Origin of the sequence: Haloferax sp. Atlit-4N (genome assembly GCF_003383025.1) — an archaeon.
Lineage (GTDB): Archaea > Halobacteriota > Halobacteria > Halobacteriales > Haloferacaceae > Haloferax > Haloferax gibbonsii.
Window position 1 is genome coordinate 45,949 of the sequence record NZ_PSYY01000002.1, and the last position, 22,500, is coordinate 68,448.

Genomic DNA, 22,500 nt, shown 5'->3' on the forward strand with positions numbered 1-22,500 from the left:
TTTCGAACGCGGCGCGGGTTCGGTGGACCGACCCGTCTCGACTCCCGACCGTCGCGGCAGATGAACAATCGTTTTGACCCTCCTCGTCCCCCAGTCAGGATATGCACGCCATCACGCAGAGCGGATGGATAGAGGTCATCTCCGGCTCTATGTTCTCGGGGAAGACGGAGGAGCTCCTCCGACGCCTCCGCCGGGCCGAAATCGCGGGACAGGAGATTTCGGTGTTCAAGCCCCAGCTCGACGACCGCTACGGCGAGACGACGGTCGGCTCTCACGCCGGTCGTTCGTGGGAGGCGAGCGTCGTCCCCTCCGAGGGCGAGGGCGTCTGGCAAATCGCCGAGGAACTCAACGGCGAGGACGTGGTCGCAATCGACGAGGCGAACTTCTTCTCGGCCGAGCTGGTCGACGTGTGCGAGGCGCTGGCCGCCGACGGCAAGCGCGTCGTCGTCTCCGGGACCGACCAGACGTTCCGCGCCGAACCCTTCGACCCGCTTCCCCAACTGATGGCGCTCGCCGAGTACGTCGACAAGCTCCAGGCCATCTGCACCGTCTGCGGCGAGCCGGCCACACGGAACCAGCGACTCATCGACGGCGAGCCCGCGCACGTTGACGACCCCACCATCCTCGTCGGCGCGGAGGAGTCCTACGAGGCGCGGTGCCGGAACTGTCATACCCTCCGGCGGGACTAGAGGCTAGCGTGACTACTTGGGTCGAAACCCCACGCGAGGGCCGCGACCGCGGACCGACCGGCATCCTCCGCGCGTGGGTCGCCGTGGTCGTCCGCCCCCGCCAGTTCTTCCGGGACGGCGTCGCTCCCGGCGACCAAGCGCCCGGCCTCGTGTTCGCCATCGCGGTGGCGCTCGTCTATCAGGGCCTCGGGTTCGCCTTCGCGCCGGCGACGATTCCGGCCATCGAGGGCGGCCCGCTCGTCTCGGCGCTCGTCGCCCTGCTCGTCGTCGCGCTGTTCGTCGCGCCGGCGCTCCTCCACCTGACGGCGGCCATCCAGACGGCGCTTCTCATCCCGCTTTTGTCCCGCCGCGCGGGGGTGAGCGAGACGGTGCAGGTCATCGCCTACGCCGCCGCGCCGTGCGCTTTCGCCAGCCTCCCGATTCCCGGCGTCCGCGCGCTGTGCGCCGCCTACGGCGCGGTGCTCCTCGTCGTCGGCATCAGCGAGGTCCATCAGACGACGGTTCCGAAGGCGGCGCTCGCCGCGGCCGTCCCCGCCGGCGTGGTCTTCGGCTACGCCTTCGGCGGCTTCCGAGCCGTCTCGGAACTCGCCGCGGCGCTCGCGCTCGTCTGAGCCGAACCGCGCCTCGAATTCCCGCGTTTCGACCGACGGAGCGCCGTTTTTTCGCCCGCACACGCGCAAATCTCCCCTGAGCGTTTTTCGACAATCGTTTTAGTTAGGGGTTGTTTGCTCAACGCAATGGATTGGATTACGCACGAGGAGGACGTCTGGTTCGAATTCCGGGGCAATAGCCCCCACCAGCTCGTCCCCGGCCGATTTTACAGAGGCACCGTCGACGGGTACGCCGACTTCGGTGTCTTCGTCGACCTCGCTTCGAACGTGACCGGATTACTGCACCGCAGCGAACTCGACCGCCGCCTCGAATCCCTCGAATGGGAGCCGGGCGACGAGGTGTTCGTCCAGGTGAAGAACGTCCGCGACAACGGCAACATCGACCTCGGCTGGTCGATTCGCCAGTCCGACTCAGAGTTCCGCGGCGCTCGCATCCACGACCCCGACGGCGACGCCGACGGCCAGCCCGTCGAGAAGGAAGCCGAGAGCAGCGGTCCAGCGACCGTCAAGACGCGCCCGAAGACGGGCAAGACGACGAAGCCCGTCGGCGCGAGCACGTCGTCCGAGACGGTCGAAGCCGAGCCCGAGTCCGAACAGGAAACCGAGCCCGAGCCCGAGTCCGAACAGGACGCCGCGTCCGAGTCCGAGCCCGAACAGGACGCCGCGTCCGAGTCCGAGTCCGACGCCGGAGACGAGGACCGCGCGCCGACCGCCGGGGACGTCGTCGACGACATCGCCGTCAACGGCGAGTCCGAGCAGGACGTCGAAGCGGAACCCGAAAGCGAACCCGAGTCCGAGTCGGCGCCCGAGCAGGACGACACCGACGCCGAGCAGGAAGCCGAGACCGAGGCTGACGCCGACGCCGACGAGGCGGAGCGCGTGACCCTCGCCAGCATCGACGACCGCGTCGGCGACGTGATTCGCGTCGAGGGCGAAATCGCCAGCGTCCGCCAGACCGGCGGCCCGACGGTGTTCGAACTCCGCGACGAGACGGCCATCGCCGACTGCGCGGCCTTCGTCGAGGCCGGCGTCCGCGCGTACCCCGAAGTCGAAGTGGGCGACTACGTCCGCATCGACGGCGAGGTCGAGCGCCGCCGCGGCGAGCTGCAGATAGAGACCGAGGAACTGACGATTCTCGACGGCGACGAGGCCGACACCGTGGCCCAGCGCCTCGCGGACGCCCTCTCGGACGAGGCCCGCCCGGACGCCGTCGCGCCCCTCGCGGCCCACGAGCCGGTCGCCGCCGTCGGCAAGTCGCTGCTCGACGCCGCGGAGGCCATCCGCCGCGCCGTCCTCGAATCGCGCCCCATCGTCGTCCGCCACACGGCAACCGCCGACGGCTACGTCGCCGGCGCCGCCGTCGAGCGCGCCGTGCTCCCGCTCATCCGCGAGGAGCACCCCCGCGACGACGCCGAGTACCACTACTTCACCCGTCGCCCGCTCGAGGAGGCCGTCTACGGCATGGACGCCGCCACGAACGACGTGACGCGGATGCTCGAAGACCGCGACCGCCACGACGAGAAGCTCCCGCTCGTGCTTCTCCTCGGTGCCGGCTCGACCGCCGAGTCCCTCGACGGCCTCGGCCTGCTCGGCGTCTACGGCTCCGAGCGCGTCGTCGTCGACGCCGCGCCCGCTGACGACGAGGTCGCCGAGGAAGTCGACGTGCTCGTCAACCCCGCCCGCGAGGGAGCCGACGCCCGCGACCTCTCGGTCGGCGCGCTCGCCTCCACGCTCTCGGTCGCCGTCAACGAGGACATCCGCGACGACGTGTCGCACCTCCCCGCCGTCAGCTACTGGGAGAACTGCCCGCAGCAGTACCTCGACCTCGCCGAGTCCCACGGCTTCGACGCCGACCGCGTCCGCGAACTCCGCGAGGCCGTCGCGCTGGAAGCCTACTACCAGTCCTATCAGGACAAGCGCGAACTCATCGCCGACCTGCTGTTCGACGCCGACGAGGGCCTCGCCGGCCACGTCTCCGAGCAGTTCCGCATCAAGCTCGAAGACGAAATCGAGACGGCGCAGGCGAACCTCGAACGCCGCGACGTCGGCGCAATCTCCGTGGCCGTCCTCGACTCGGACGCCTACAGTCACCGCTTCGACTTCCCGCCGACGGGCCTGCTCGTGGACGAACTCCACCGCCGCACCCGCGAGGGTGACGCCTTCGTGACCGTCGCGCTCGGCATGGACGAACTCTACCTGCGCTCGACGGGCGACCTCGACCTCCGCGCGGTCGTCGAGTCGGCCGCCGAGAAAGCGCCCGCCGCCGGCCTCGCCGCCGCGGGCATCCGCGAAGGTCGTATCGAGTTCCTGACCGGCGCGCGCGACGAGGCGCTCGAAGCCGTCCTCGACGCCGCCGCCGAGCAGTTCTAAGCCGCAATCCAGACTCCTCCTCGCGCGGTTCGACGGAGGGCTGTATTCCAGCCTCCCGAGCGACACGCTTATCCACGAAACGACCCGATTCGCGCCCATGAACCGCCACCGCGTCGCCGAACGGGAGGTGTGTCCGTGAGCGCCGAGACCGAGACGGAGTCCGAGGCGTTCGAACGGACCTGCGAGGCGCTCGTCGAGCGCATCCTCGCGGGCGACGTCGACCGCGACGGCCTCGAATCGGCAAAGCTCGACGCCTGTTCGGAACACTCCTCGCCGAAGGTTCCGAAGAACGTCGAGATTCTGCAGTACGCCCCGGAAGACCGCCGCGAGGAGGTCAAAGAGGTCGTCCAGCGCAAGCCTGTCCGGACCGCCTCCGGCGTCTCGCCGGTCGCCATCATGACCTCGCCGCACATGTGCCCCCACGGGAAGTGTCTCTACTGTCCCGGCGGGCCCGCCAGCGAGTTCTCCTCGTCGCAGTCGTACACGGGCCACGAGCCCGCGGCCGCCCGCGGCGTCCAGAACGACTACGACCCCTACGGGCAGGTCACGCTCCGACTCGAACAGCTTCGACACATCGGCCATCCCGTGGACAAGGTCGAACTCATCCTGATGGGCGGGACGATGACCGCCCGGAGCCACGACTACCAGGAGTGGTTCGTCAAGCGGGCGCTCGAAGCGATGAACGACTACGACCTCGACAAGGAGCCCGAACCGGCGGAAGATCGGTCGTTCAAGCCCGACCCCGAGGATGTCGAGTTCAGGTACATCGAGGACGTCATCGCGGAAAACGAGACGAACGACATCCGCAACATCGGGACGACCTTCGAGACGAAGCCGGATTGGTGTGACCCGGAGCAGATAGACCGGATGCTCGATTTGGGCGCGACGAAGGTCGAAGTCGGCGTCCAGACGACCTACGAGCGCATCAACCGCGAGATGCACCGCGGCCACGGCGTGCAGGCCTCTATCGACGCCAACCGCCGGCTCCGCGACTCGGCGTTCAAGGTCGGCTTCCACATGATGCCCGGCCAGCCGGGCATGACCAAGGAGATGTGTCTGGAGGACTTCCGTCAGCTGTTCGAAAACAGCGACTGGCGGCCCGACTACCTCAAAATCTACCCGACGCTCATCGTCCGCGACACCATCACCTACGACATGTGGCGGCGCGACGAGTACGAACCGCTGAACAACGAGGAGGCCGCCGACATCGTCGCGGAGGTCATGGGCATGATTCCGAAGTACACCCGCCTCCAGCGCGTCCAGCGGGACATCCCCGCGGACTTCATCGACGCCGGCGTCTGGAAGTCGAACCTCCGACAACTGGCCGCCCAGCGCGCCGAGGAACGAGGTATCGTCCAGCGGGACATCCGCGCCCGCGAGGTCGGCATGAACGAGGCCGACCCGGACCCAGAGCGCATCGAACTCGACGTGATGACCTACGAGGTCGCCGGCGGCACGGAGCACTTCATCTCGTTCGAGGACCCCGTCGAGGACCTGCTCGTCGGGTTCTGTCGCCTCCGGTTCCCCGGCAACCCGGTCCGCCGCGAACTGCAGGACGCGGCGCTCGTCCGCGAACTCCACGTCTACGGCTCCGAGGCGGGCATCGGTGCCGACGGCGACTGGCAGCACAAGGGCTACGGGAAGAAGCTCCTCGCGCACGCCGAAGAACTGTCCCGCGACGCCGGCTACGACAAGATTTCGGTCATCTCGGGCATCGGCGTCCGGCAGTACTACAAGGAGAAACTCGGCTACCACCAGGACGGTCCGTACGTGTCGAAGCGGCTGTAGCCGACGAAAACACCCTCATCGACCGATTCTCACCGCTGATTGTCGCTCCGCCACGTTTTTACTTTTCGGCCGACCGCAGTCGATAGAATGGCACCACAGGGGGGTGCGGCGGTTCAGGGGCAGGCGACGACGTGGCTTCAGGACCTCCGCTCGGCGCTCGCACAGTTCGTTTCGACCGAAGAACGGCTCGGCATCTCGGCGGCGCTCGTGGCGCTCGCGCTCGGAATCGCGGTGTTCCTCGCGCCGCGACTCGTCTCGCGGGCGACCGCCGAGTTCCGAACGCGAGTGTTGGACCACCCGCGGGTTCCCGACGCCGTCACCGACGCGGCGTGGCTGTTTCCCGCGACGGTCGTCGTCCGGACGCTCCAACTCGCGGTCTTCGTCGGCGCGGCGCTGTCACTGTTGCTCCTCTGGGGCTTTACGGGCCTCGCCGCGGATTTCGCCGAGGTGCTCGCCGTCGCGGTTCCGAACGCCGTCAAACTCGGGGCCACGGTCGCGCTGTTCGCCGGCGCGCTCGTCGGAACGAACGTCCTCGAAGAGCGATTGGAGTCGTACGCGACCGCCTCGGACAACATCAACGCCCACCAGCAGGGCATCGTCTTCCGCGTCCTCCAACTGGTCGTCCTCCTCGCGGTCGGGATGGCGGCGCTCACCGTCTGGCAGGTCCGAATCGGCGGCCTGCTCGTCGGCGCGGGCTTCCTCGGTATCGTGGTCGGGATGGCCGCGAGACAGACCCTCGGGTCGCTCATCGCGGGCTTCGTGCTGATGTTCTCCCGGCCGTTCGAACTCGGCGACTGGGTGGAGATAGACGACGCCGAGGGCATCGTCACCGACATCACCATCATCAACACCCGGCTGAGCAACGCCGACGGTGAGACGGTCGTCTTCCCCAACGACCGCGTGACGAACGCGAAGATAACCAACCGGACGAAGCGCAATCGCCTCCGACTCCGCCTCGACGTGGGCATCGACTACGAGGCCGACATCGAACACGCCGAGTCGGTAGCGGCGGAAGCGCTCACCGACCTCCAGTTCGTCGAGGACGTGCCGAAACCGCAGGTGATGCCGACGACGTTCGGCGACTCGTCAATCGGGCTCCAACTCCGCTTTTGGATTACGAACCCCTCGGCCCCGCGTCGGGCGCAGGCGAAAGCCGAGGTGCTTCGGAGCGTGAAACTCGCGTTCGACCGCGAGGGAATCAAGATACCCTACCCGCAGCGCGAACTGCTCGCCCGCGAGGAGTCCGACGGCTTCCAGCTCCGAGAGGCCCGTCGCAGTCGGCCGGTGGAGAAGTCGGTCTCGAAGGAGTAGGCGTCCCGGCTACAGCGATTTTCGCATCTCGACGTGCGGGATGCCGGCCTCGTCGAACTCGTCGCTCGTCGTCTCGTAGTCGAGGCCGTGGTAGAACCCCTCAGCGGTCGTCTGGCCGTGGAGCAGAAGCGAGTCGAACCCGCGCTCGCTCGCCTCGGCTTCGAGCGCGTCCATGAGCCGTCGCCCCCAGCCCTCGCCGCGGGCCGATTCGAGGACGGCGACGCGCTCGACCTTGCCGACGCCGGGTTCGTACTCGCGCAGGCGGGCCGCGCCCACCGGGTCGCCGCCGCGGTAGGCGACGAAGTGGACCGCCTCGGCGTCCGGGTCGTCGTGTTCGTCCCACTCCAGTTCCTCGTCGACGCCCTGTTCGTCCACGAAGACGGCCTTTCGGACGGCGAAGGCGTCGTCGCGCTCGCCCTCGGTGACCGCGACGCGGACCTCGGTTTCGCTCATGGGAGCAGTTCCGCGGGCGGCCACCTGACGATTGCGGAGCGGGTTTTATCGTGTCGTTCCACTGACTACCGTCCGTGAGTACGCTCGACAGGTTCTTCCTCGGACGCGAGGACGCCCCCGTTCGACAGCATCAACTGGGCGGCGTCGCCCTCTTCGCGCTCGTCTTCGCCACGCACCTCCCGCCGGACGCGGTCGGTCCGCTTTCGTACCCGTTCGGGCTCCGGCTGTGGCCCGTGGTCGCGCTCGGCCTCGGTGGCGGCGCGGTCGGTGCGCTCCGCGGCGACGGCGTCTTCGGGGCGCTCCCGCTCGGCGCCGGCCCGGTACTCGGCTTCTTCGCGGCGCTCGGCGCGGCCGAGTTGACGACGCCGAGCATGGGACTCTGGCAGGGAGTCGCGACCGGTCTCGTCGCCGGTGGGCTCCTCGCGAGCCTCGGATTCGCGCTCGGCTTCGTCGGGCGCTACGCCGTCGCTCGCGTACTGTCGTCGGCCTGACCCCGTTCGGACTCGCCGCCGAGCGCCCAGCCGAGTCGGTAGACGAGCGACCCGGTTGCGAGTGTCACCAGCACCCAAACGACGAGCAGAATCCCGAGAAAGAGGACGCCGTAGCCACCGAAGGGAACCAGCGGCAGCGCGAAGACCACGGGTGCGGCGACGATGGCGAGCGACAGCGGGCGCGTGCTTCCGTCACGTCGGGCCGCGTACCCGAGGGGAAGAAACAGCACGACGGCGGCCTCTAACGCGAGCGCGCTGACCGAGAACCACGGGTTCGGCCCCGGCATCGCAATCGCGGTGGCGACCGCGAGCGCGACCTGCGGCCCGACGGTCGCGGCGACGAGACGACGGAATCCGAGCGCTTTGGGGCGGACCGCCGAGACGACGCCGAGCGCGACGAGTTGGAGTGCGAGGAGCCACGCCATCGCGGCGACGCTCCCGGAGAACGCCCGGACGGCGAGGAGACAGAGGCCCCACAGGACGCCGAGTCCCGCGACGACGGGGCCGAACCGCCGCGCCCCCCGGTCGCCGTCGAACCGGCGGTCGAAGTGCCGGATGAGGAGGACGCCGACGGTGAGCACGAGCGTCGGGACGAACGCGACCCACGCGAGGTTCGTGAGGATACCGGGTCCCGAGTCGGCGGCGAGACTGGCGTAGGCCGCGGCCGTGGTCGCGAGTCCCGCGTCGGGGCCGAACGTGAGGTACGTCTGGCTTCCGACGCTGGACGGGTCCCCGTCGTCGGCGCTCCAGACGGCGGCCGTCTCGTTGGTCCGAGTCCCGGGGGGCGCGGTGAGGAGCGCCGACCCCTCGGGACCGCTCACGGCGAATCGGTCGGCGTCGACGTAGACGGTGCCTCTGACCCCGTCGACGTGGAAGTAGTCCACGACTAGCACGTCGCCGTAGCCGCGGTACGCCATCCCGGGCACCTCGAAAGTCACGACCGCGGTGTCGCCGTCCATCCGGGTTTCGAGGCGTCTGCGGTCGTCGGTGAACACGCGGTGTTCTTCGAAGGTCCGGCTGACGACGCGGTCGAGTCGGTCGGGGTTCTCGCGGAACGTCGCGGCCGACTCGTCGTCGAGTTCGACGCGGGCGGTCCACGTCCCGACGCCGTCGTCGTCGACGCGGACCCGGAGCGCGCTCGATTCGACGGTGAGCGGGACGCCCGCGGCGTCGGCCGTCTCCTCGAACGCCTCGCCGCAGACGCCGCAGACGGCTTCGGGCGGCGGTCGCGCCTCGGCGGGGACGCTCCCGACGGGGAGCGCGGCCAGCGCGACGAGGAGGGCGAGGGCGGCGAGAGCGAGGGTACGGGGGCGCATTCACCGAATACATTCCGGTTGGTTGATAAGTATCTTATCCCCGATCCGGGCGGCCGTCGCACCCGCGGAAACGACACCCCTTTTCGTTCGCCGCCAAAAAGCGAGTCCATGGACCCGAAGCGGGAACTCACGAGCGTCGACCTCGCGGCCCTCGTCACCGAGTTGAACCGGTACGAGGGCGCGAAGGTCGACAAGGCGTACCTCTACGGCGACGACCTGCTTCGCCTCAAGATGCGGGACTTCGACCGCGGTCGGCTCGAACTCCTCCTCGAGGTGGGCGAGATAAAGCGCGCGCACCTCGCCGCACAGGAGCACGTTCCGGACGCCCCCGGTCGGCCGCCGAACTTCGCGATGATGCTCAGAAACCGGCTCAACGGGGCCGACTTCGCGGGCGTCGAGCAGTACGAGTTCGACCGCATCCTCACGTTCACGTTCGAGCGCGGCGACGAGAACACGAAAATCGTCGTCGAACTGTTCGGACAGGGCAACATCGCGGTGCTCGACGAGACGGGCGAAGTCGTCCGCAGTCTGGAGACGGTGCGGCTCAAGTCGCGGACGGTCGCGCCTGGGTCGCAGTACGAGTACCCCGCCTCGCGGCTCGACCCCCTTACCGTCAGCCGCGACGCCCTCGGCCGGAACATGGAGCAGTCCGACACCGACGTGGTGCGGACGCTCGCCACTCAGTTGAACCTCGGCGGCCTCTACGCCGAAGAGCTGTGTACCCGCGCCGGCGTCGAGAAGACGCTCGATATCGCCGACGCGACCGCCGAGGACTACGACGCCGTCTACGACGCCATCGTCGACCTCCGCCAACAGGTGCGCTCCGGGGAGTTCGACCCGCGGCTCTACCTCGGCGACGACGGCGAGGTCGTGGACGTGACGCCCTTCCCGCTGCGCGAACACCAGAACGCCGGACTCGACGAGGAGGCCTACGACACGTTCAACGACGCGCTCGACGAGTACTTCTTCCGGCTCGATTTGACCGCCGACGAGCAGGAAGCCACGTCGAACCGGCCGGATTTCGAGGAGGAAATCGCCAAACAGCAGCGCATCATCGACCAGCAGGAGGGCGCGATAGAGGGCTTCGAACAGCAGGCCGAAGACGAGCGCGAGCGCGCCGAGCTGCTGTACGCCAACTACGACCTCGTCGACGACGTGCTGTCGACCGTCCGCGGCGCGCGCGAGGAGGGCGTCCCGTGGGACGACATCGCCGCGAGGCTTGAGGAGGGTGCCGAACAGGGCATCCCCGAGGCCGAGGCCGTCACGAACGTCGACGGCGCGAACGGCACGGTCACCATCGAACTCGACGACGCGACCGTCACCCTCGAGGTGTCGATGGGCGTCGAGAAGAACGCCGACCGCCTCTACACCGAGGCCAAGCGCATCGAGGAGAAAAAGGAGGGCGCGTTGGCCGCCATCGAGGACACCCGCGAGGAGCTCGCGGCGGTGAAGAAGCGCCGCGACGAGTGGGAGGCCGACGACGACGAGGACGACGAGGAAGACGAGGACGAAGAGCCGGAGGAGACCGACTGGCTCGCGCTCGATTCGGTCCCCGTCAAGTCCACGGAACACTGGTTCGAGCGGTTCCGCTGGTTCCACACTTCGAGCGGCTACCTCGTCGTCGGCGGCCGCAACGCCGACCAAAACGAGGAGCTGGTGAAGAAGTACATGAGCAAGCACGACCGCTTTTTCCACACGCAGGCCCACGGCGGGCCGGTCACGCTCCTGAAGGCGACGGGGCCGAGCGAGCCCGCGCAGGCGGTCGACTTCTCCGACGAGACGCTCCGCGAGGCCGCGCAGTTCGCCGTCTCGTACTCCTCCATCTGGAAGGAGGGCCGCTTCGCCGACGACGCCTACATGGTCGAGCCCTCGCAGGTGTCGAAGACGCCCGAGTCGGGCGAGTACATCGAGAAGGGGAGCTTCGTCATCCGCGGCGACCGCGAGTACTTCGAGGACGTGGCCGCGAAAGTCGCGGTCGGCATCCAGTGCGAGGACGAGACGCGCGCCATCGGCGGTCCGCCGTCGGCAATCGAGGCGCGCGCGGAGACGACGCTGACGCTCACGCCGGGGCAGTACGCCCAGAACGACGCCGCGAAACTGTGTTATCGCCGGCTCCGCGAGCGCTTCGCCGACAAGTCGTTCGTCAGAAAAATCGCATCACCCGACCAGATTCAGGAGTTCCTCCCGCCGGGCGGCAGCGACATCGTCGACGAGTGAACGTCGACGCCGTCCCTCGGTAATCAGACGCTAGACGGCTTAATATTCAATTATTCGGTCGCGTCGGGTACAAGATTATATACTTTCTCGTCGTAATGTTGCTTCGAGCGCGCGTGTCAACCCGCGAATCTCACATTCGGCCGAACGGCCGGTGGGTGGGTGGGTGGTGGCGCTCGGTGAATCCCAATGCTTTCAGAATCACTCAATTACCTTCGAAACGGCGAGGACTGGGTAAAGACGGTCCTCATCGGCGGCGTCCTCGGCCTGTTGAGCTTCCTCATCGTCCCGACGTTCCTCGTCATCGGCTATCTCCTTCGGGTCGTTCGCGCGACCATGAAGGGCGACGAGGTGCCCCCGGAGTTCGACGACTGGGGTGACATGGCGGTAGACGGCGTGAAAGGCTTCGCTATCGCGTTCGTCTACGCGCTCGTCCCGGCCATCATCGCGGGCGTGTTCGGCTTCGCCGGCATCGTCGGCGCGGCGGCCGGCGGCTCCGACGCCGCGGGCGCGCTTGGCGGCATCGTGGCGCTCGTGGGCCTCCTGCTCGCGTTCGTCCTCGGCCTGCTCGCCGCGTACCTCATCCCGGCGGCGCTGTCGAACTACGCCGAGACCGACCGCATGGGCGCGGCGTTCGACTTCGGCACGCTCCGGCCCATCCTGACCTCGGGCAAGTACGCCACCGCGTGGCTCACGGCCTTCGCGGTGCTGTTCGCGTCGTCCATCGTGGTCGGCGTCCTCAACGTCATCCCGCTTCTCGGCTTCGTCGTCGGGGCGTTCGTGACGTTCTACGCGGCCGTCGCCGCCTACTACATCATCGGCAAGACGTGGGGCGAACTCCACGACATCGAGATGATGGACGAAGGCGAGACGCCGGGCGAACAGCCCGCCGTCTGAACTGTCAGCGAAAACCCGATTTTTCGACGGAATATCTAAGCCGCTAGCGGCGCGACACCCCAACGGTATGCTCTCCGACGCGCTGTGGTTTCTCAAGCGAAGCGACGACTGGGTTGCGACGACGATTATCGGCGGGGTTCTCTCGCTGCTTTCGGTTCTGGTACTCCCGGCGATTATCCTGCAGGGCTACTTCGTCAGGGCGATGCAGGCGGCCGCGAACGGCGAGCGGGCCGCTCCCTCGTTCACCGACTGGGGCGGCCTGTTCGTCGACGGCCTGAAACTGTTCGTGGTGACGTTCGTCTGGGCGTTGGTGGCGGTTATCCCGGCGATGCTCCTCTCGGTCATCATCGGCATCGGCACCTTCACCGTCTCCGAGGCGGCGACGGGGAGCGCTGCGGCGTCCTCCGCGGGCGGCGTCGGACTCGGCATCGTCTCGGTCGTCCTCGGGCTCCTCGTGTTCGCGCTCAGCCTGCTCGCGGCCTACCTCGCACCGGCCGCCGGGGCGAACTTCGCCATCGAGGGGAACCTCGGTGCCGGCTTCGACGTGCGCACGATTCTCTCGGGCGCGCTCACCGGCGAGTACGCCGTCGCGTGGTTGCTCGCGCTCGTCGTCGCGGTCGTGCTCGGCTTCATCGGCGGTCTTCTCTCGGCCATTGTCGTCGGGTTCTTCGTCCTGTTCTACGTGCAGGTGATGACGTACTACCTGTGGGCCCGCGGCTTCGCCGACGCCACCGGCAAGGGCCAACAGTCGACGCAGTCGACCGGATGGTAAGCGGCGCAGGGCGGTAGGCGGCGACCGCGCTGGCATCCGCGACGCCGACTCGCGCCGGGTGACCGCGATAGCAGGACTCTTTTCCGTTCCCCGACGACCGGACGTGTATGCGCATTTCGAGCCGCGGTCGCGGCGAGGAGGGGCGCGAGCGAATCACGCTCGTCCCCGAGAACGTCGACGACCTCTGGCACCTCTCGTACGTCCTCGAACCGGGTGACCTCGTCTCCGGCGATACCACCCGCCGCATCCAGCGCGACGACGAGCAGATGCGGGACACCGGCGGCGAGCGCGAGCACCTCAACGTCACCATCGAGGTCGACGACGTGGAGTTCGCGCGCTTCGCCAACCGCCTCCGCGTCGGCGGCGTCATCGTCTCCTGTTCCCGCGAGGACCAACTCGGCCACCACCACACGCTCAACGTCGAGGAGCGCGCCGAGATAACCATCGAGAAGCACTTCAAGGCCGACCAGATAGACCGCATCGAGACGGCCGAACAGGCCGCTGAGAACCCCGACGTCGCCATCGCGACCGTCGAGGAGGGCGCGGCCTACATCCACACCGTCGCCCAGTACGGCACCGACGAGTACGCCTCGCTCACGAAGCCGACGGGGAAAGGCGAGTACGCCCGCCCGCGGTCCGAACTGTTCGACGAACTCGGGTCCGCGCTGTCGCACCTCGACGTGGACGCCATCATCCTCGCCGGCCCGGGCTTCACGAAGAACGACGCGATGGACTACTTCGAGAACAACTTCCCCGAGGTCGCAGAGACAATCGTCACGACCGTCGACACCGCTGGCGTCGGCGACCGCGGCGTCCACGAGGTGCTCAAGCGCGGCGCGGTCGACGACGTGCAGAAACAGACCCGCATCGCCGAGGAGGCCAACCTCATCGACGAACTGATGGAGAACATCTCGACGGGCGCGAAGGCGGCCTACGGGGTCGAACAGGTCGCCGAGGCCGCCGACTTCGGCGCGGTCGAACATCTGCTTCTCCTCGACTCTCGGCTCCGCGCCGAGCGACAGGGCGACGGCGACTGGGACGTGGACGTGAACGACATCATCGACTCGGTCGAACAGAAGGGCGGCGAGGTCACCGTGTTCTCCGCGGAGTTCCAGCCCGGCGAGCAGTTGAAGAACCTCGGCGGCATCGCCGCGGTCCTCCGGTACCGACTCCAGTAGCCCGCCTTCGCCGCCACCGCCGGAGAAACCGTTTAGCCGCCGGAAACCAACGTCTAGTCGTGATGCGGAGGGGGCTCTCGGAGGCGACGAGGCGGGTCGACCGCTGGCTCGACCAGGTGTTTTTCGCCGCGTGGGAGGTGTCGGTACTGGCGATTCCGACGCTCTGGCTCCTGCTTTTCGCGACCCCGAGAGCCGCGGTGTCGCTGTCCGGTCTCACCGCCCTCGCGGTGAGCGCCGTCGCCGTCGGCACCTTCCGTGGCGGCTACGTCGGAACCGGGTCGTGGCCGCGGCCCGGCCACCTACCGACGCTCCCGATTCGCTCGGCGTACTACAGCCTCGTCGTCGGCGGTGCGGCGCTCCTCGGTGCCGCAGCACAGGTCCACACCGGGTGGTTCTGGGCGGGCATCGTCGTCCCCGTGTTCGCCGTCGGGGCGTTGGCGATGCTGCCGTCGGTCGTCGCCGCCGTCGAACAGACCGCACGACTGACGCTGTGATTCGATATCGACAGTGAGGCGACATTCACTCCGAATTTGGAAGAAACCCGGCACAGAGTGGTGTGAGATATCGAAAAACCACTATCTGCTTTCTCGTCCCTCGTTCACTCGAATCGTCGGGCCGGGCGCGGTCTCGCCCGACTCGTCGATTTCGAAGGAGAACGACTATGACGAACACAGAACATCGAGACGGCCCGACCCGTCGCCGGTTCCTCCGGGCGTCCGGACTGCTCGTGGGCGGACTCGCCCTCGGCGTCGGCGCGACTGGAACCGCCGTAGCGGGAGTCTCGGTCGCAAACGGGTGGTACGAAGAAGAAGAGATATACTACGTCGCTCACGGGGTGGAGGAGGGAGTGACGGAACGCGGAGAAAACGACATCTACCTCATCGGCGGCGACAGGACGTTGCAGGCACAGGTCGTCGAGTTCATCCCCGGGGAGTCCGGGTACTCACCCCACTGGAACGCAAACCTCGTCAATACGGCCGCAGGGAAGACGGTGGCCGACATCGTCGCCTCGCCGTACGTCTCGGACCACTATCCGGAGGCGCTGTTCGACGACGTCGAAGACATTCGGGCGGCGGCAGACGCTGGGCTGGTCACGATATCGAAACCCGGCGTCGTCGTCCTGTGTCCGATCGTTCCGGAACGCGTCGCAGATGCACCCGGAAACTCCGAACTTCCCGAGGCGTTCCCCCGTCCGTGGCCGACGACGTTCTGAGCGAGAACGAACGCCGGTGACGGTCGCTTTTTGTCACGACTGCGCGGCGACCGTCTCGGTGAGACTCCGCTCGTCTATCGAAACTCCGCCCGTCCGTTCTACTCGCCAGTCAGCGACTCGCTCGCCGGCGAGAAGTCGATGGTCGTTCCGAGCCCCTCCTCGCGCGCCTTCTCGTAGAGCATGTGCGCCGCGGCGACCGTCTCGATGCCCGTGCCGCCGCTGTCGAAGACGGTTATCTCCTCGTCGTCCTCGCGCCCGGCGGCGACGCCCGCGACGACCTCGCCGAGTTCGGCGTGGATGTGGTCCTCGTCGACGACGCCGGCCTCGACGGCGGCGAGGAACGACCCGGCGTCCATCGTGGCGCGCTCGCGGAGGTCGGGGACGTACGTCGCGCGCTCGATGGTCGTCTCGTCGAGTTCGCGCTTTTCGGGGTGGTACTGACCCATCGCGGTGACGTGCGTGCCGGGTTCGAGCAGGTCGCCGTCGAACACCGGCTCCGCGGCGGTCGTGGCGGTGACGACGATGTCGGCTCCCTCGACGGCCGCGGCGCTGGAGGCGACGGCGGCGACGCTGGCGTCGAGCGTGCGGTCCATCTCGCCCGCGAACGACTCGCGGCTCTCCTTCGTCGGCGAGTAGACCCAGACGGTGTCGAGGTCGCGGACGGTCGCGGCGGCCCGGAGCTGTCCGCGGGCCTGCGCGCCGCTCCCGATGAGCGCGAGCGTCGAGGCGTCGTCGCGGGCGAGGGCGTCGATGGCGACTCCGCCCGCCGCCCCGGTCTTGAAGGGATTCATGCTCGCGCCGTCGAGGAGCGCCAGCGGCTCGCCGCTCTCGGCGTCGAAAAGCGGCGTCATGAACCACGCGTCCTCCGCGCCGAAGCCGGCGGAGTACATGTAGCCGCCCATCGCGCCCGTCTCGGGGAGCACGGCCGCGTAGGAGGTGAGCATGCCCGGCGGCTCGCGGTTGAACAGTTTCGTCCGCGGCTCGGCCGGCGCGCCCTCGCCGCGCTGTCTGTAGCCCTCGCGGACGGCATCGACGTACTCGGCAGGGGTCGCCAGTCCGCTAACCTCGTCGCTCGTGAGGAACAAGGTCGCTGTCATGGTCGGAAAAACGGGACCTGCGGTCAAAACCCTGCGGGCCGGCGAACCGACCGGACGGGCGCGGGTTGGGGGTTAGTCTGCGTCGAGGACCGAAGGAGAGGGCGCGTCAGCGGCGTTGGGACCGGCGTGTTCGTCGAGGCGGGCGGGGGACGGCGACGAGGGCCCGTTCACGAAGAGCGCGTGGCCGGTGAGGAGCGCGGCCATGCCCGCGGCCATCGGCACTGCCGTGGTCAACTGCAACCCGGCGACGGTAAGCGTGCCGGTGATGCCGAGGAGTGTGAGCGGGATGAGCCCAAGAATGTAGTCGTAATATCCGGTCATAATATATAACATACTACGGACGTAAGTGGTATAATTCTTTCCCATAGATGACTGATACTGTTTTTGTGGCATTCGGATACCTTCCTCATAACTTATAGCGAGATAATCGCAAGACGACGGAGGGGTTGTAGCCCCAGAAGAACATCACGAATTCGATACTGTGGATTGTGCCTCTCGCCCGAACAGTCGGGCCGGCGCTCGCGTCGTCTGCCGGAACTCCACACGATTATGGGAGTCGGTGCCGTGGCCGGAGACGTGAACCGTAACGACCGCTCAATCGTCGCGTTGGTGATGCTCGCCCACGGGATGGTCCACACGTACGAACTGTCCATCCCCATCTTCGTGGCCATCTGGCTCGGGGAGTTCGCGAGCATCGACCTCGGCATCGCGACGATTCCCGTCACGACCGCCTCGCTGGGCGTGATGACCGGCCTCGGATTCGCGCTGTTCGGCCTCGGGGCGCTCCCCGGCGGCATCCTCGTCGACCGCGTCGGTTCCAAGCGCCTCATCGTCGCCTGTCTCCTCGGCATGGCCGGGTCGTTCGTCCTGCTCGCGCTGTCGCCGAACCTCGTCGTCGTCGCCCTCGCGCTCGTCGTCTGGGGCGCGGCGGCCAGCGTCTACCACCCCGCCGGGCTCCGGCTCATCAGCACCGGCGTCGAGGAACGCGGGACCGGCTTCGCCTACCACGGCATCGCCGGGAACCTCGGCATCGGCTTCGGCCCCTTCCTCACCGCGCTCCTCCTGTTGTTCTTCGACTGGCACCTCGTCGCCGGCGTGCTCGCGCTCCCGGCGCTCGTGGCCGCCGCGCTCGCTACCCGCGCCAACTTCGAAGAGCAGGCCGCGGTCGCCGCGACCGACGGCGGCGACGGGAGCGACACCGGCGGCGACGACAAAGCCGGCGCGGGCGTCTCCTCGTTCGCGGAACTGGTCTCGCAGTCGAAGCACCTGTTCGCCGGCGGGTTCGCGCTCGTCTTCGCGCTCGTGATGTTCTCGGGGCTCTACTACCGCGGCGTCACGACGTTCCTCCCGGACCTCCTCGGCTCGGTCATCGGCATCGAGCCGATACCCGTCTCCGAACTCCTCCCCGCCGCCCTCGCGTCCGGGTCGGCCGGTGGCGCGCCGACGCTCGACGTGGAACTGTTCGTCTACGCCGGTCTCCTGACGGTCGGCGTCTTCGGGCAGTACGTCGGCGGGAAGCTCACCGACCGCATCAGGACCGAACGCGGTATCGTCGCCGGCTTCGGCGCGCTCGCCGTCATCGCCGTCGCCTTCCTCCCCGTGGCGAGTCTCGGCGTCGGCCCGCTCCTCGCAGTCTGTGCGCTCCTCGGCTTCTTCCTGTTCATGGTCCAGCCGTTCTATCAGGCGACCGTCGCGGAGTACACGCCCGCCGGGCTCCGCGGGCTCTCGTACGGGTTTACTTACCTCGGCGTGTTCGGCGTCGGCGCGCTCGGCGGTGCCGTCGCCGGCTACATCCTCACCGTCGCCGATTCGACGGCGCTGTTCTTGGTCCTCGCCGGGTTCGCGACGGCCGCGACGCTCCTCGGCGTGACGTTGTTGCGACGGCGGCCGACGCCCGCCTGAGGGCGGTCGATCGGCCGAAAAAACAGTTTTTGACGGACGGGTTCGGTCCGGTCTCCGCGTCTCAGAAGAGTCGGAAGTAAATCGTCCGCCAGACGCCGAGCGCGACGGAGCCGAGCACCAGCATGACCGCGACGAACGTGAGTTCGACGCCGCCTTCGAAAAGCGGCGTCCAGCGAATCGCCATGCCGATGACGGTCGCCGCGAGCCACGAGCGAATGCCGAGCGGGACGGCCGACTTCGCCGACTCGGCCGCGCCCGGCGAGTACGCGCCCAACAGCGGGGCGGTGACGAGCCATCCGATGAGGAACGGGACCGAGGTGAGTACCCAGCCGACCGGGTCGGCCGAGAGGTACGACACCCCGTTGTGCTGAACCACGCCGACGGTGACGAGGAGGAAGATGGCGAGCACGTCGCCCACCGCGATGGGTAACGCCCCGGCATCGAGTCGCTCCTCTAAGAACGAAGTCGAGGTTGCCATAGGCGAGGATTCGTCGCCCCCCTAATGGCTTTCCCGCTTTTTTCCGACCACCGTGTACTCGAAGCCCCGTTCGACCACGTCGGCCTCGAACCCGACGCGTTCGAGAAAGCGCACGAGCTCGTCGGGCGCGGCGAACGCCGAGCCGAAGCCGACGACGCGCTCGGCGGCGACGAGCCCCCGCCCGAGGAGCGTCTCGGGGTCGAACTCGTTGACGGCGAACACCCCGCCGGGCGCGAGCACGCGGAAGACCTCCTCGGCGACCCCCCGCTGGTTCGGCATGTGGTGGAAGGCGTCCACGACGGTCACGGCGTCGAGGGAGTCGTCGGCGAAGGGAAGCCCTCGGGCGTCGCCGCGGACGCAGTCGAGGCCTCGTTCGCGCGCCCGACGGAGCATCCCGGCCGAGCGGTCGAGGACGATGCGCTCGGGAACGTCGAGCGCGAGGGTCGCCCGCCCGGAGCCGCCGCCGATGTCGACGACGCGCTCGACGGGGCGGTCGGCGCGGTCGAGCGCGGTCCCGAGCGCGCCGGGGTCGGCGGGCGGCATCACGAGGTCGTAAACGGGTGCGAAGCGGTCGAAGAACCGAACGTCGCCAGCGCCGTGCATGCCCGACTCCACGGCTCCGCCGGGGAAGGTTCTTGCGCGCGGCGGTCCCATCTCGGCCATGGAGTTCGACCTGCTCGGGTGGCCCGAAGACGGGCCGCGACTCCGCCTCGACTACCGGCGGTTCGCCTACGCGGGGAAGTTCGTCACCGCGGGGACGGGCAAGACGGTGTTCCGCGACCCCGACGCGCCCCTGCCGGCGCTCGACGACGACCGACCCGCGCCGACCGGCGGCCCCGATTCTCTGCCGCCGCTGGCCGAGGACGTGGTCGCCGCCGTCGCGTTCAACGAGGACCGAACGGACCCGACGACGCTCTGGCTCCGGTACGTCGCGGTCCGGCGGGACCGCCGGGGCGACGGACTCGGTCCCGACCTCCTCCGCCGGACCTGCGAAGCCGCCGCGGACCGCGGCTACGAGACGGTCCGCATCGCCGCGAACAACCCCTTCGCCTACGAGGCGTGCCACAAGGCCGGGTTCGGCTTCACGGGCCGCGAGACGGGCGTCGCCGAGTTGGTGCTGGAGCGCCCCGCCGACGCGCCCGTCGCGGTCTCACGCGAGACGTACCAGTCCGGCCTCGACCGCTACCGCGCTCGCGACCTCGGCGACCCGGAGCGGTTGTTTCTCGCGGCGCGCGAGGGGGCGGAGCCGCCCGGAGTCGGCGGCGTTCACTCGGACGATTGAAACCCTCGGCCCCCGAAGGCCGAGCAAATGGGAAACGCAGACCTGCGGACGCTCGCCGCGCTCTCCGAGGTGTCGTTCGACGAGGTGGCCGGGAGCGTCGTCGCCGTCGACGCCCACAACTGGCTGTACCGGTATCTCACGACGACGGTCAAGTGGACGAGCTCGGAGAAGTACACGACGAGCGAGGGGAAAGAGGTCGCCAACCTCGTCGGCATCGTCCAGGGGCTCCCCAAGTTCTTCGAACACGACCTGACGCCCGTCTTCGTCTTCGACGGCGGCGTCACGGAGATGAAAGACGACGAGGTGGCAAAGCGCCGCGAACAGCGCGAGAAGGCCGAAGAACGGCTCGAAGCGGCCCGCGAGGCCGGCGACGCGGTCGAGGCCGCCCGGATGGAAGCGCGCACCCAGCGACTCACCGAGACGATTCAGGACACCAGCCGCGAACTCCTCTCGCTGCTCGACGTGCCCGTGGTCGAAGCGCCCGCCGAGGGCGAGGCGCAGGCGTCCTACATGGCCCGCAAGGGCGACGCCGACTACGTGGGCAGCGAGGACTACGACACCCTCCTGTTCGGCGCGCCCTACACGCTCCGACAGCTCACGAGCAAGGGTGACCCCGAGCTGATGGACCTCGACGCGACGCTCGACAAGCACGACATCACCTACGAGCAACTCGTGGACATCGCCATGCTCTGCGGGACCGACTTCAACGAGGGCATCACGGGAATCGGTCCGAAGACCGCCGTGAAAGTCGTCAAGGAACACGGCGACCTCTGGTCGGTCCTCGAAGCCCGCGGCGACAGCATCCCCAACGCCGACCGAGTGCGCGAGTTCTTCCTCGACCCGCCGGTCACCGACGACTACGACTACGACACGGACATCGACCCGGACGTGGCCGCCGCCCGCGAGTTCGTCACCGAGACGTGGGAGGTCGACCCTGACGAGGTCCACCGCGGCTTCGAGCGCATCGAGGAGTCGGTCACGCAGACCGGCCTTGACCGCTGGACGTAGGCCGCGCTCGCGCCGAGCCAACAGCCCGCCGACACGTTTACACGGGCCGGTTCGGAACTCCGGCGTGTGTCCCCCGACGACGCCCCTCCCACAGACGACTCTCCCTCCGACGAACCCTCCTCGCTCTCGCGTCGCCAACTGCTCGGCCTCGTCGGCGGCGCGGGCGCGGTCGGCGGAATCGGCTGGTTCAGGCCGACGTGGCTCCCCGACCCGATTACCGACTGGCTGACGACGCTGTATCCCAATCCACCGAGTAACTACGTCTGGCAGCCGCCGGTGAGCGACGACCACGCCGACGCGGCGGTGCAGCGACTCGAAGAGACTGTCGAGCAAGCGACGGAACTGCGTTCGCGAATCGACCTCGATTCGGTGGGCGAGGAGATGCGGTTTCACCTCCGCGGGTCGCCGGCGGGGGGTCACCTCGAATCTGCCAAAGAGGAACGAGACACCCGTGACCGTCTCTTCTCGGCAACCTACGGAATGCTGTTCGCCGGCGAAGCCGTCGGCTACGCGAAGATTGCACTCGGAGAGGAGGACCCGGAGGCCCGTCTCGAACGCGGCCGTGAACTGCGGGAGGCGAGTGACGCGGTTGCGGACTCCATCTCTGCGTACCGTGTCTCCGCCCCCGGCCGTGACCTCGGGTATCTCTACGCCATCGAACGCGAACTGGCCTTTGTGCGAATCAGTTCGAACTGGAATGGGACGTACGTCGGCAGCGACCCCGACTCGGTAGACGAGTACTCGCCCCACGGACTCGCGAACACGTGGGGGTCGCAGTTGCGGGCGGAACAACGACTCGAAAACGCACGACACTACCGAGAGCAGTATCGCTCGGGTCTCGGAGACGACCCACAGCCGCATCGCGAGCGACTGGACGACGCGCTTCTCGGCCTCCTCGCCGAAACCAACCGGTTCCCGAGACGTGACGAGATGCGGACGAAACTCGAAGACGAACTCGAACTCGACCGGTCGTCGCCCTACGGTGCTGCCCGCTGGGAGTTGTACACGCTCTGCTTCGACAACGGCTTCAGATTCTACGGCAACGACCTCCGACGAGACCTGACGGTCTTTCGCGTCGTGAAGACCGGTCAGGCCCTCCTCGCGCGACAGGCCCACGACTTCGCGCTCGACGCCCTCGACGTGGAACCCGGCGATACCGACTACGACTCCGGCCGGTCGTTCCGAGCGAAACGCCGAGCGATGCGCGACTTTCGGGCGACGCGCGACGAATACGACTCGAACTTCGCGGGCGTCGTCGCGAACGAGGCGGCGAGCATTATCCGCGGCGGCGACGTGGGTCTCGAAATCGGCGACGGGCCCGCGTGGAAAGAGCGCGTCGAATCGGCGGTGTACTACCTCGTCGGTGCCGGGATGATGCGCGAACTCGGGAACGTGGTCGAACCCGTCGTCAACCGCGACGCGACCTGACC

Annotated in this window: 22 protein-coding genes; 16 read left to right on the forward strand and 6 right to left on the reverse strand. The window is 68.2% G+C overall.

Going from position 1 to position 22,500, the window contains the following annotated elements; translation table 11 throughout:
- Nucleotides 1-101 precede the first annotated feature (101 nt).
- The 5 genes from C5C07_RS09350 to C5C07_RS09370 all read left to right on the forward strand — a co-directional run bounded on the left by C5C07_RS09350 (nt 102) and on the right by C5C07_RS09370 (nt 6,769).
- Nucleotides 102-689, forward strand: coding sequence for a thymidine kinase (locus C5C07_RS09350; protein ID WP_004061202.1), 588 nt, complete (start codon nt 102-104; stop codon nt 687-689).
- Between the two features lie 83 nt (nt 690-772).
- Nucleotides 773-1,300: a YIP1 family protein gene (locus tag C5C07_RS09355; protein ID WP_081605193.1), complete on the forward strand. Its 528-nt coding sequence runs from the start codon at nt 773-775 to the stop codon at nt 1,298-1,300.
- 126 nt (nt 1,301-1,426) lie between these two features.
- Nucleotides 1,427-3,670 carry an OB-fold nucleic acid binding domain-containing protein gene (locus C5C07_RS09360; protein WP_115804972.1) on the forward strand — a complete coding sequence of 748 codons (2,244 nt, stop codon included), beginning with the start codon at nt 1,427-1,429 and terminating at the stop codon, nt 3,668-3,670.
- Nucleotides 3,671-3,799: 129 nt separating this feature from the next.
- On the forward strand, nt 3,800-5,458 hold the full coding sequence (locus tag C5C07_RS09365) for a tRNA uridine(34) 5-carboxymethylaminomethyl modification radical SAM/GNAT enzyme Elp3 (protein ID WP_115804973.1): 1,659 nt from the start codon (nt 3,800-3,802) through the stop codon (nt 5,456-5,458).
- Nucleotides 5,459-5,545: 87 nt separating this feature from the next.
- A complete protein-coding gene (locus C5C07_RS09370; RefSeq protein WP_115804974.1) occupies nt 5,546-6,769 on the forward strand; it encodes a mechanosensitive ion channel family protein in 1,224 nt (407 codons plus the stop codon).
- A 9-nt stretch (nt 6,770-6,778) separates the two neighbouring features.
- Here the strand turns inward: C5C07_RS09370 and C5C07_RS09375 are convergent, their stop codons facing one another.
- On the reverse strand, nt 6,779-7,222 hold the full coding sequence (locus C5C07_RS09375; RefSeq protein WP_004974354.1) for a GNAT family N-acetyltransferase: 444 nt from the start codon (nt 7,220-7,222) through the stop codon (nt 6,779-6,781).
- A gap of 74 nt (nt 7,223-7,296) precedes the next feature.
- On the opposite strand from C5C07_RS09375, the gene C5C07_RS09380 reads away from it, so the two are divergent.
- Nucleotides 7,297-7,713, forward strand: coding sequence for a hypothetical protein (locus tag C5C07_RS09380; RefSeq protein WP_004974355.1), 417 nt, complete (start codon nt 7,297-7,299; stop codon nt 7,711-7,713).
- Here C5C07_RS09380 and C5C07_RS09385 read toward each other — a convergent pair.
- On the reverse strand, nt 7,680-9,029 hold the full coding sequence (locus C5C07_RS09385) for a hypothetical protein (protein WP_115804975.1): 1,350 nt from the start codon (nt 9,027-9,029) through the stop codon (nt 7,680-7,682). The two genes, C5C07_RS09380 and C5C07_RS09385, sit on opposite strands and share 34 nt — an antisense overlap.
- A gap of 108 nt (nt 9,030-9,137) precedes the next feature.
- Here C5C07_RS09385 and rqcH point away from each other — a divergent pair, with 108 nt between their 5' ends.
- The 6 genes from rqcH to C5C07_RS09415 all read left to right on the forward strand — a co-directional run bounded on the left by rqcH (nt 9,138) and on the right by C5C07_RS09415 (nt 15,303).
- Nucleotides 9,138-11,246, forward strand: a complete 2,109-nt coding sequence (rqcH, locus tag C5C07_RS09390) for a ribosome rescue protein RqcH (RefSeq protein ID WP_115804976.1) — start codon at nt 9,138-9,140, stop codon at nt 11,244-11,246.
- A gap of 186 nt (nt 11,247-11,432) precedes the next feature.
- Nucleotides 11,433-12,140, forward strand: coding sequence for a DUF4013 domain-containing protein (locus C5C07_RS09395; RefSeq protein WP_115804977.1), 708 nt, complete (start codon nt 11,433-11,435; stop codon nt 12,138-12,140).
- Nucleotides 12,141-12,207: 67 nt separating this feature from the next.
- Nucleotides 12,208-12,912: a DUF4013 domain-containing protein gene (locus C5C07_RS09400; RefSeq protein WP_115804978.1), complete on the forward strand. Its 705-nt coding sequence runs from the start codon at nt 12,208-12,210 to the stop codon at nt 12,910-12,912.
- Nucleotides 12,913-13,019: 107 nt separating this feature from the next.
- On the forward strand, nt 13,020-14,090 hold the full coding sequence (locus C5C07_RS09405; protein ID WP_004974363.1) for an mRNA surveillance protein pelota: 1,071 nt from the start codon (nt 13,020-13,022) through the stop codon (nt 14,088-14,090).
- A 62-nt stretch (nt 14,091-14,152) separates the two neighbouring features.
- Nucleotides 14,153-14,584 (forward strand): hypothetical protein, encoded by a 432-nt coding sequence (locus C5C07_RS09410; protein WP_004974364.1) that lies wholly within the window; start codon nt 14,153-14,155, stop codon nt 14,582-14,584.
- Nucleotides 14,585-14,751: 167 nt separating this feature from the next.
- Nucleotides 14,752-15,303, forward strand: a complete 552-nt coding sequence (locus C5C07_RS09415) for a hypothetical protein (RefSeq protein WP_115804979.1) — start codon at nt 14,752-14,754, stop codon at nt 15,301-15,303.
- Nucleotides 15,304-15,401: 98 nt separating this feature from the next.
- On the opposite strand, the gene C5C07_RS09420 is transcribed toward C5C07_RS09415, so the two are convergent.
- Both C5C07_RS09420 and C5C07_RS09425 read right to left on the reverse strand, forming a co-directional pair.
- Nucleotides 15,402-16,400 carry an ornithine cyclodeaminase family protein gene (locus C5C07_RS09420; RefSeq protein WP_050459811.1) on the reverse strand — a complete coding sequence of 333 codons (999 nt, stop codon included), beginning with the start codon at nt 16,398-16,400 and terminating at the stop codon, nt 15,402-15,404.
- Nucleotides 16,401-16,472: 72 nt separating this feature from the next.
- A complete protein-coding gene (locus C5C07_RS09425) occupies nt 16,473-16,721 on the reverse strand; it encodes a hypothetical protein (protein ID WP_049905039.1) in 249 nt (82 codons plus the stop codon).
- A 228-nt stretch (nt 16,722-16,949) separates the two neighbouring features.
- On the opposite strand from C5C07_RS09425, the gene C5C07_RS09430 reads away from it, so the two are divergent.
- Entirely contained in the window at nt 16,950-18,302 is a 1,353-nt protein-coding gene (locus tag C5C07_RS09430; RefSeq protein ID WP_004974373.1) for an MFS transporter, read from the forward strand.
- A 61-nt stretch (nt 18,303-18,363) separates the two neighbouring features.
- On the opposite strand, the gene C5C07_RS09435 is transcribed toward C5C07_RS09430, so the two are convergent.
- Nucleotides 18,364-18,780 carry a DUF3054 domain-containing protein gene (locus C5C07_RS09435; RefSeq protein ID WP_115804980.1) on the reverse strand — a complete coding sequence of 139 codons (417 nt, stop codon included), beginning with the start codon at nt 18,778-18,780 and terminating at the stop codon, nt 18,364-18,366.
- 21 nt (nt 18,781-18,801) lie between these two features.
- The gene (locus C5C07_RS09440; protein WP_050459949.1) at nt 18,802-19,383 is read right to left on the reverse strand and encodes a class I SAM-dependent methyltransferase; all 582 of its coding nucleotides are present in this window, start codon (nt 19,381-19,383) and stop codon (nt 18,802-18,804) included.
- 58 nt (nt 19,384-19,441) lie between these two features.
- Between C5C07_RS09440 and C5C07_RS09445 the strand changes: the two genes are divergently transcribed.
- The 3 genes from C5C07_RS09445 to C5C07_RS09455 all read left to right on the forward strand — a co-directional run bounded on the left by C5C07_RS09445 (nt 19,442) and on the right by C5C07_RS09455 (nt 22,498).
- Nucleotides 19,442-20,062, forward strand: a complete 621-nt coding sequence (locus tag C5C07_RS09445; protein WP_115804981.1) for a GNAT family N-acetyltransferase — start codon at nt 19,442-19,444, stop codon at nt 20,060-20,062.
- A gap of 27 nt (nt 20,063-20,089) precedes the next feature.
- The gene (gene fen, locus C5C07_RS09450) at nt 20,090-21,070 is read left to right on the forward strand and encodes a flap endonuclease-1 (protein ID WP_115804982.1); all 981 of its coding nucleotides are present in this window, start codon (nt 20,090-20,092) and stop codon (nt 21,068-21,070) included.
- 66 nt (nt 21,071-21,136) lie between these two features.
- Nucleotides 21,137-22,498, forward strand: a complete 1,362-nt coding sequence (locus C5C07_RS09455; protein WP_115804983.1) for a transcriptional initiation protein Tat — start codon at nt 21,137-21,139, stop codon at nt 22,496-22,498.
- Nucleotides 22,499-22,500: the final 2 nt, after the last annotated feature.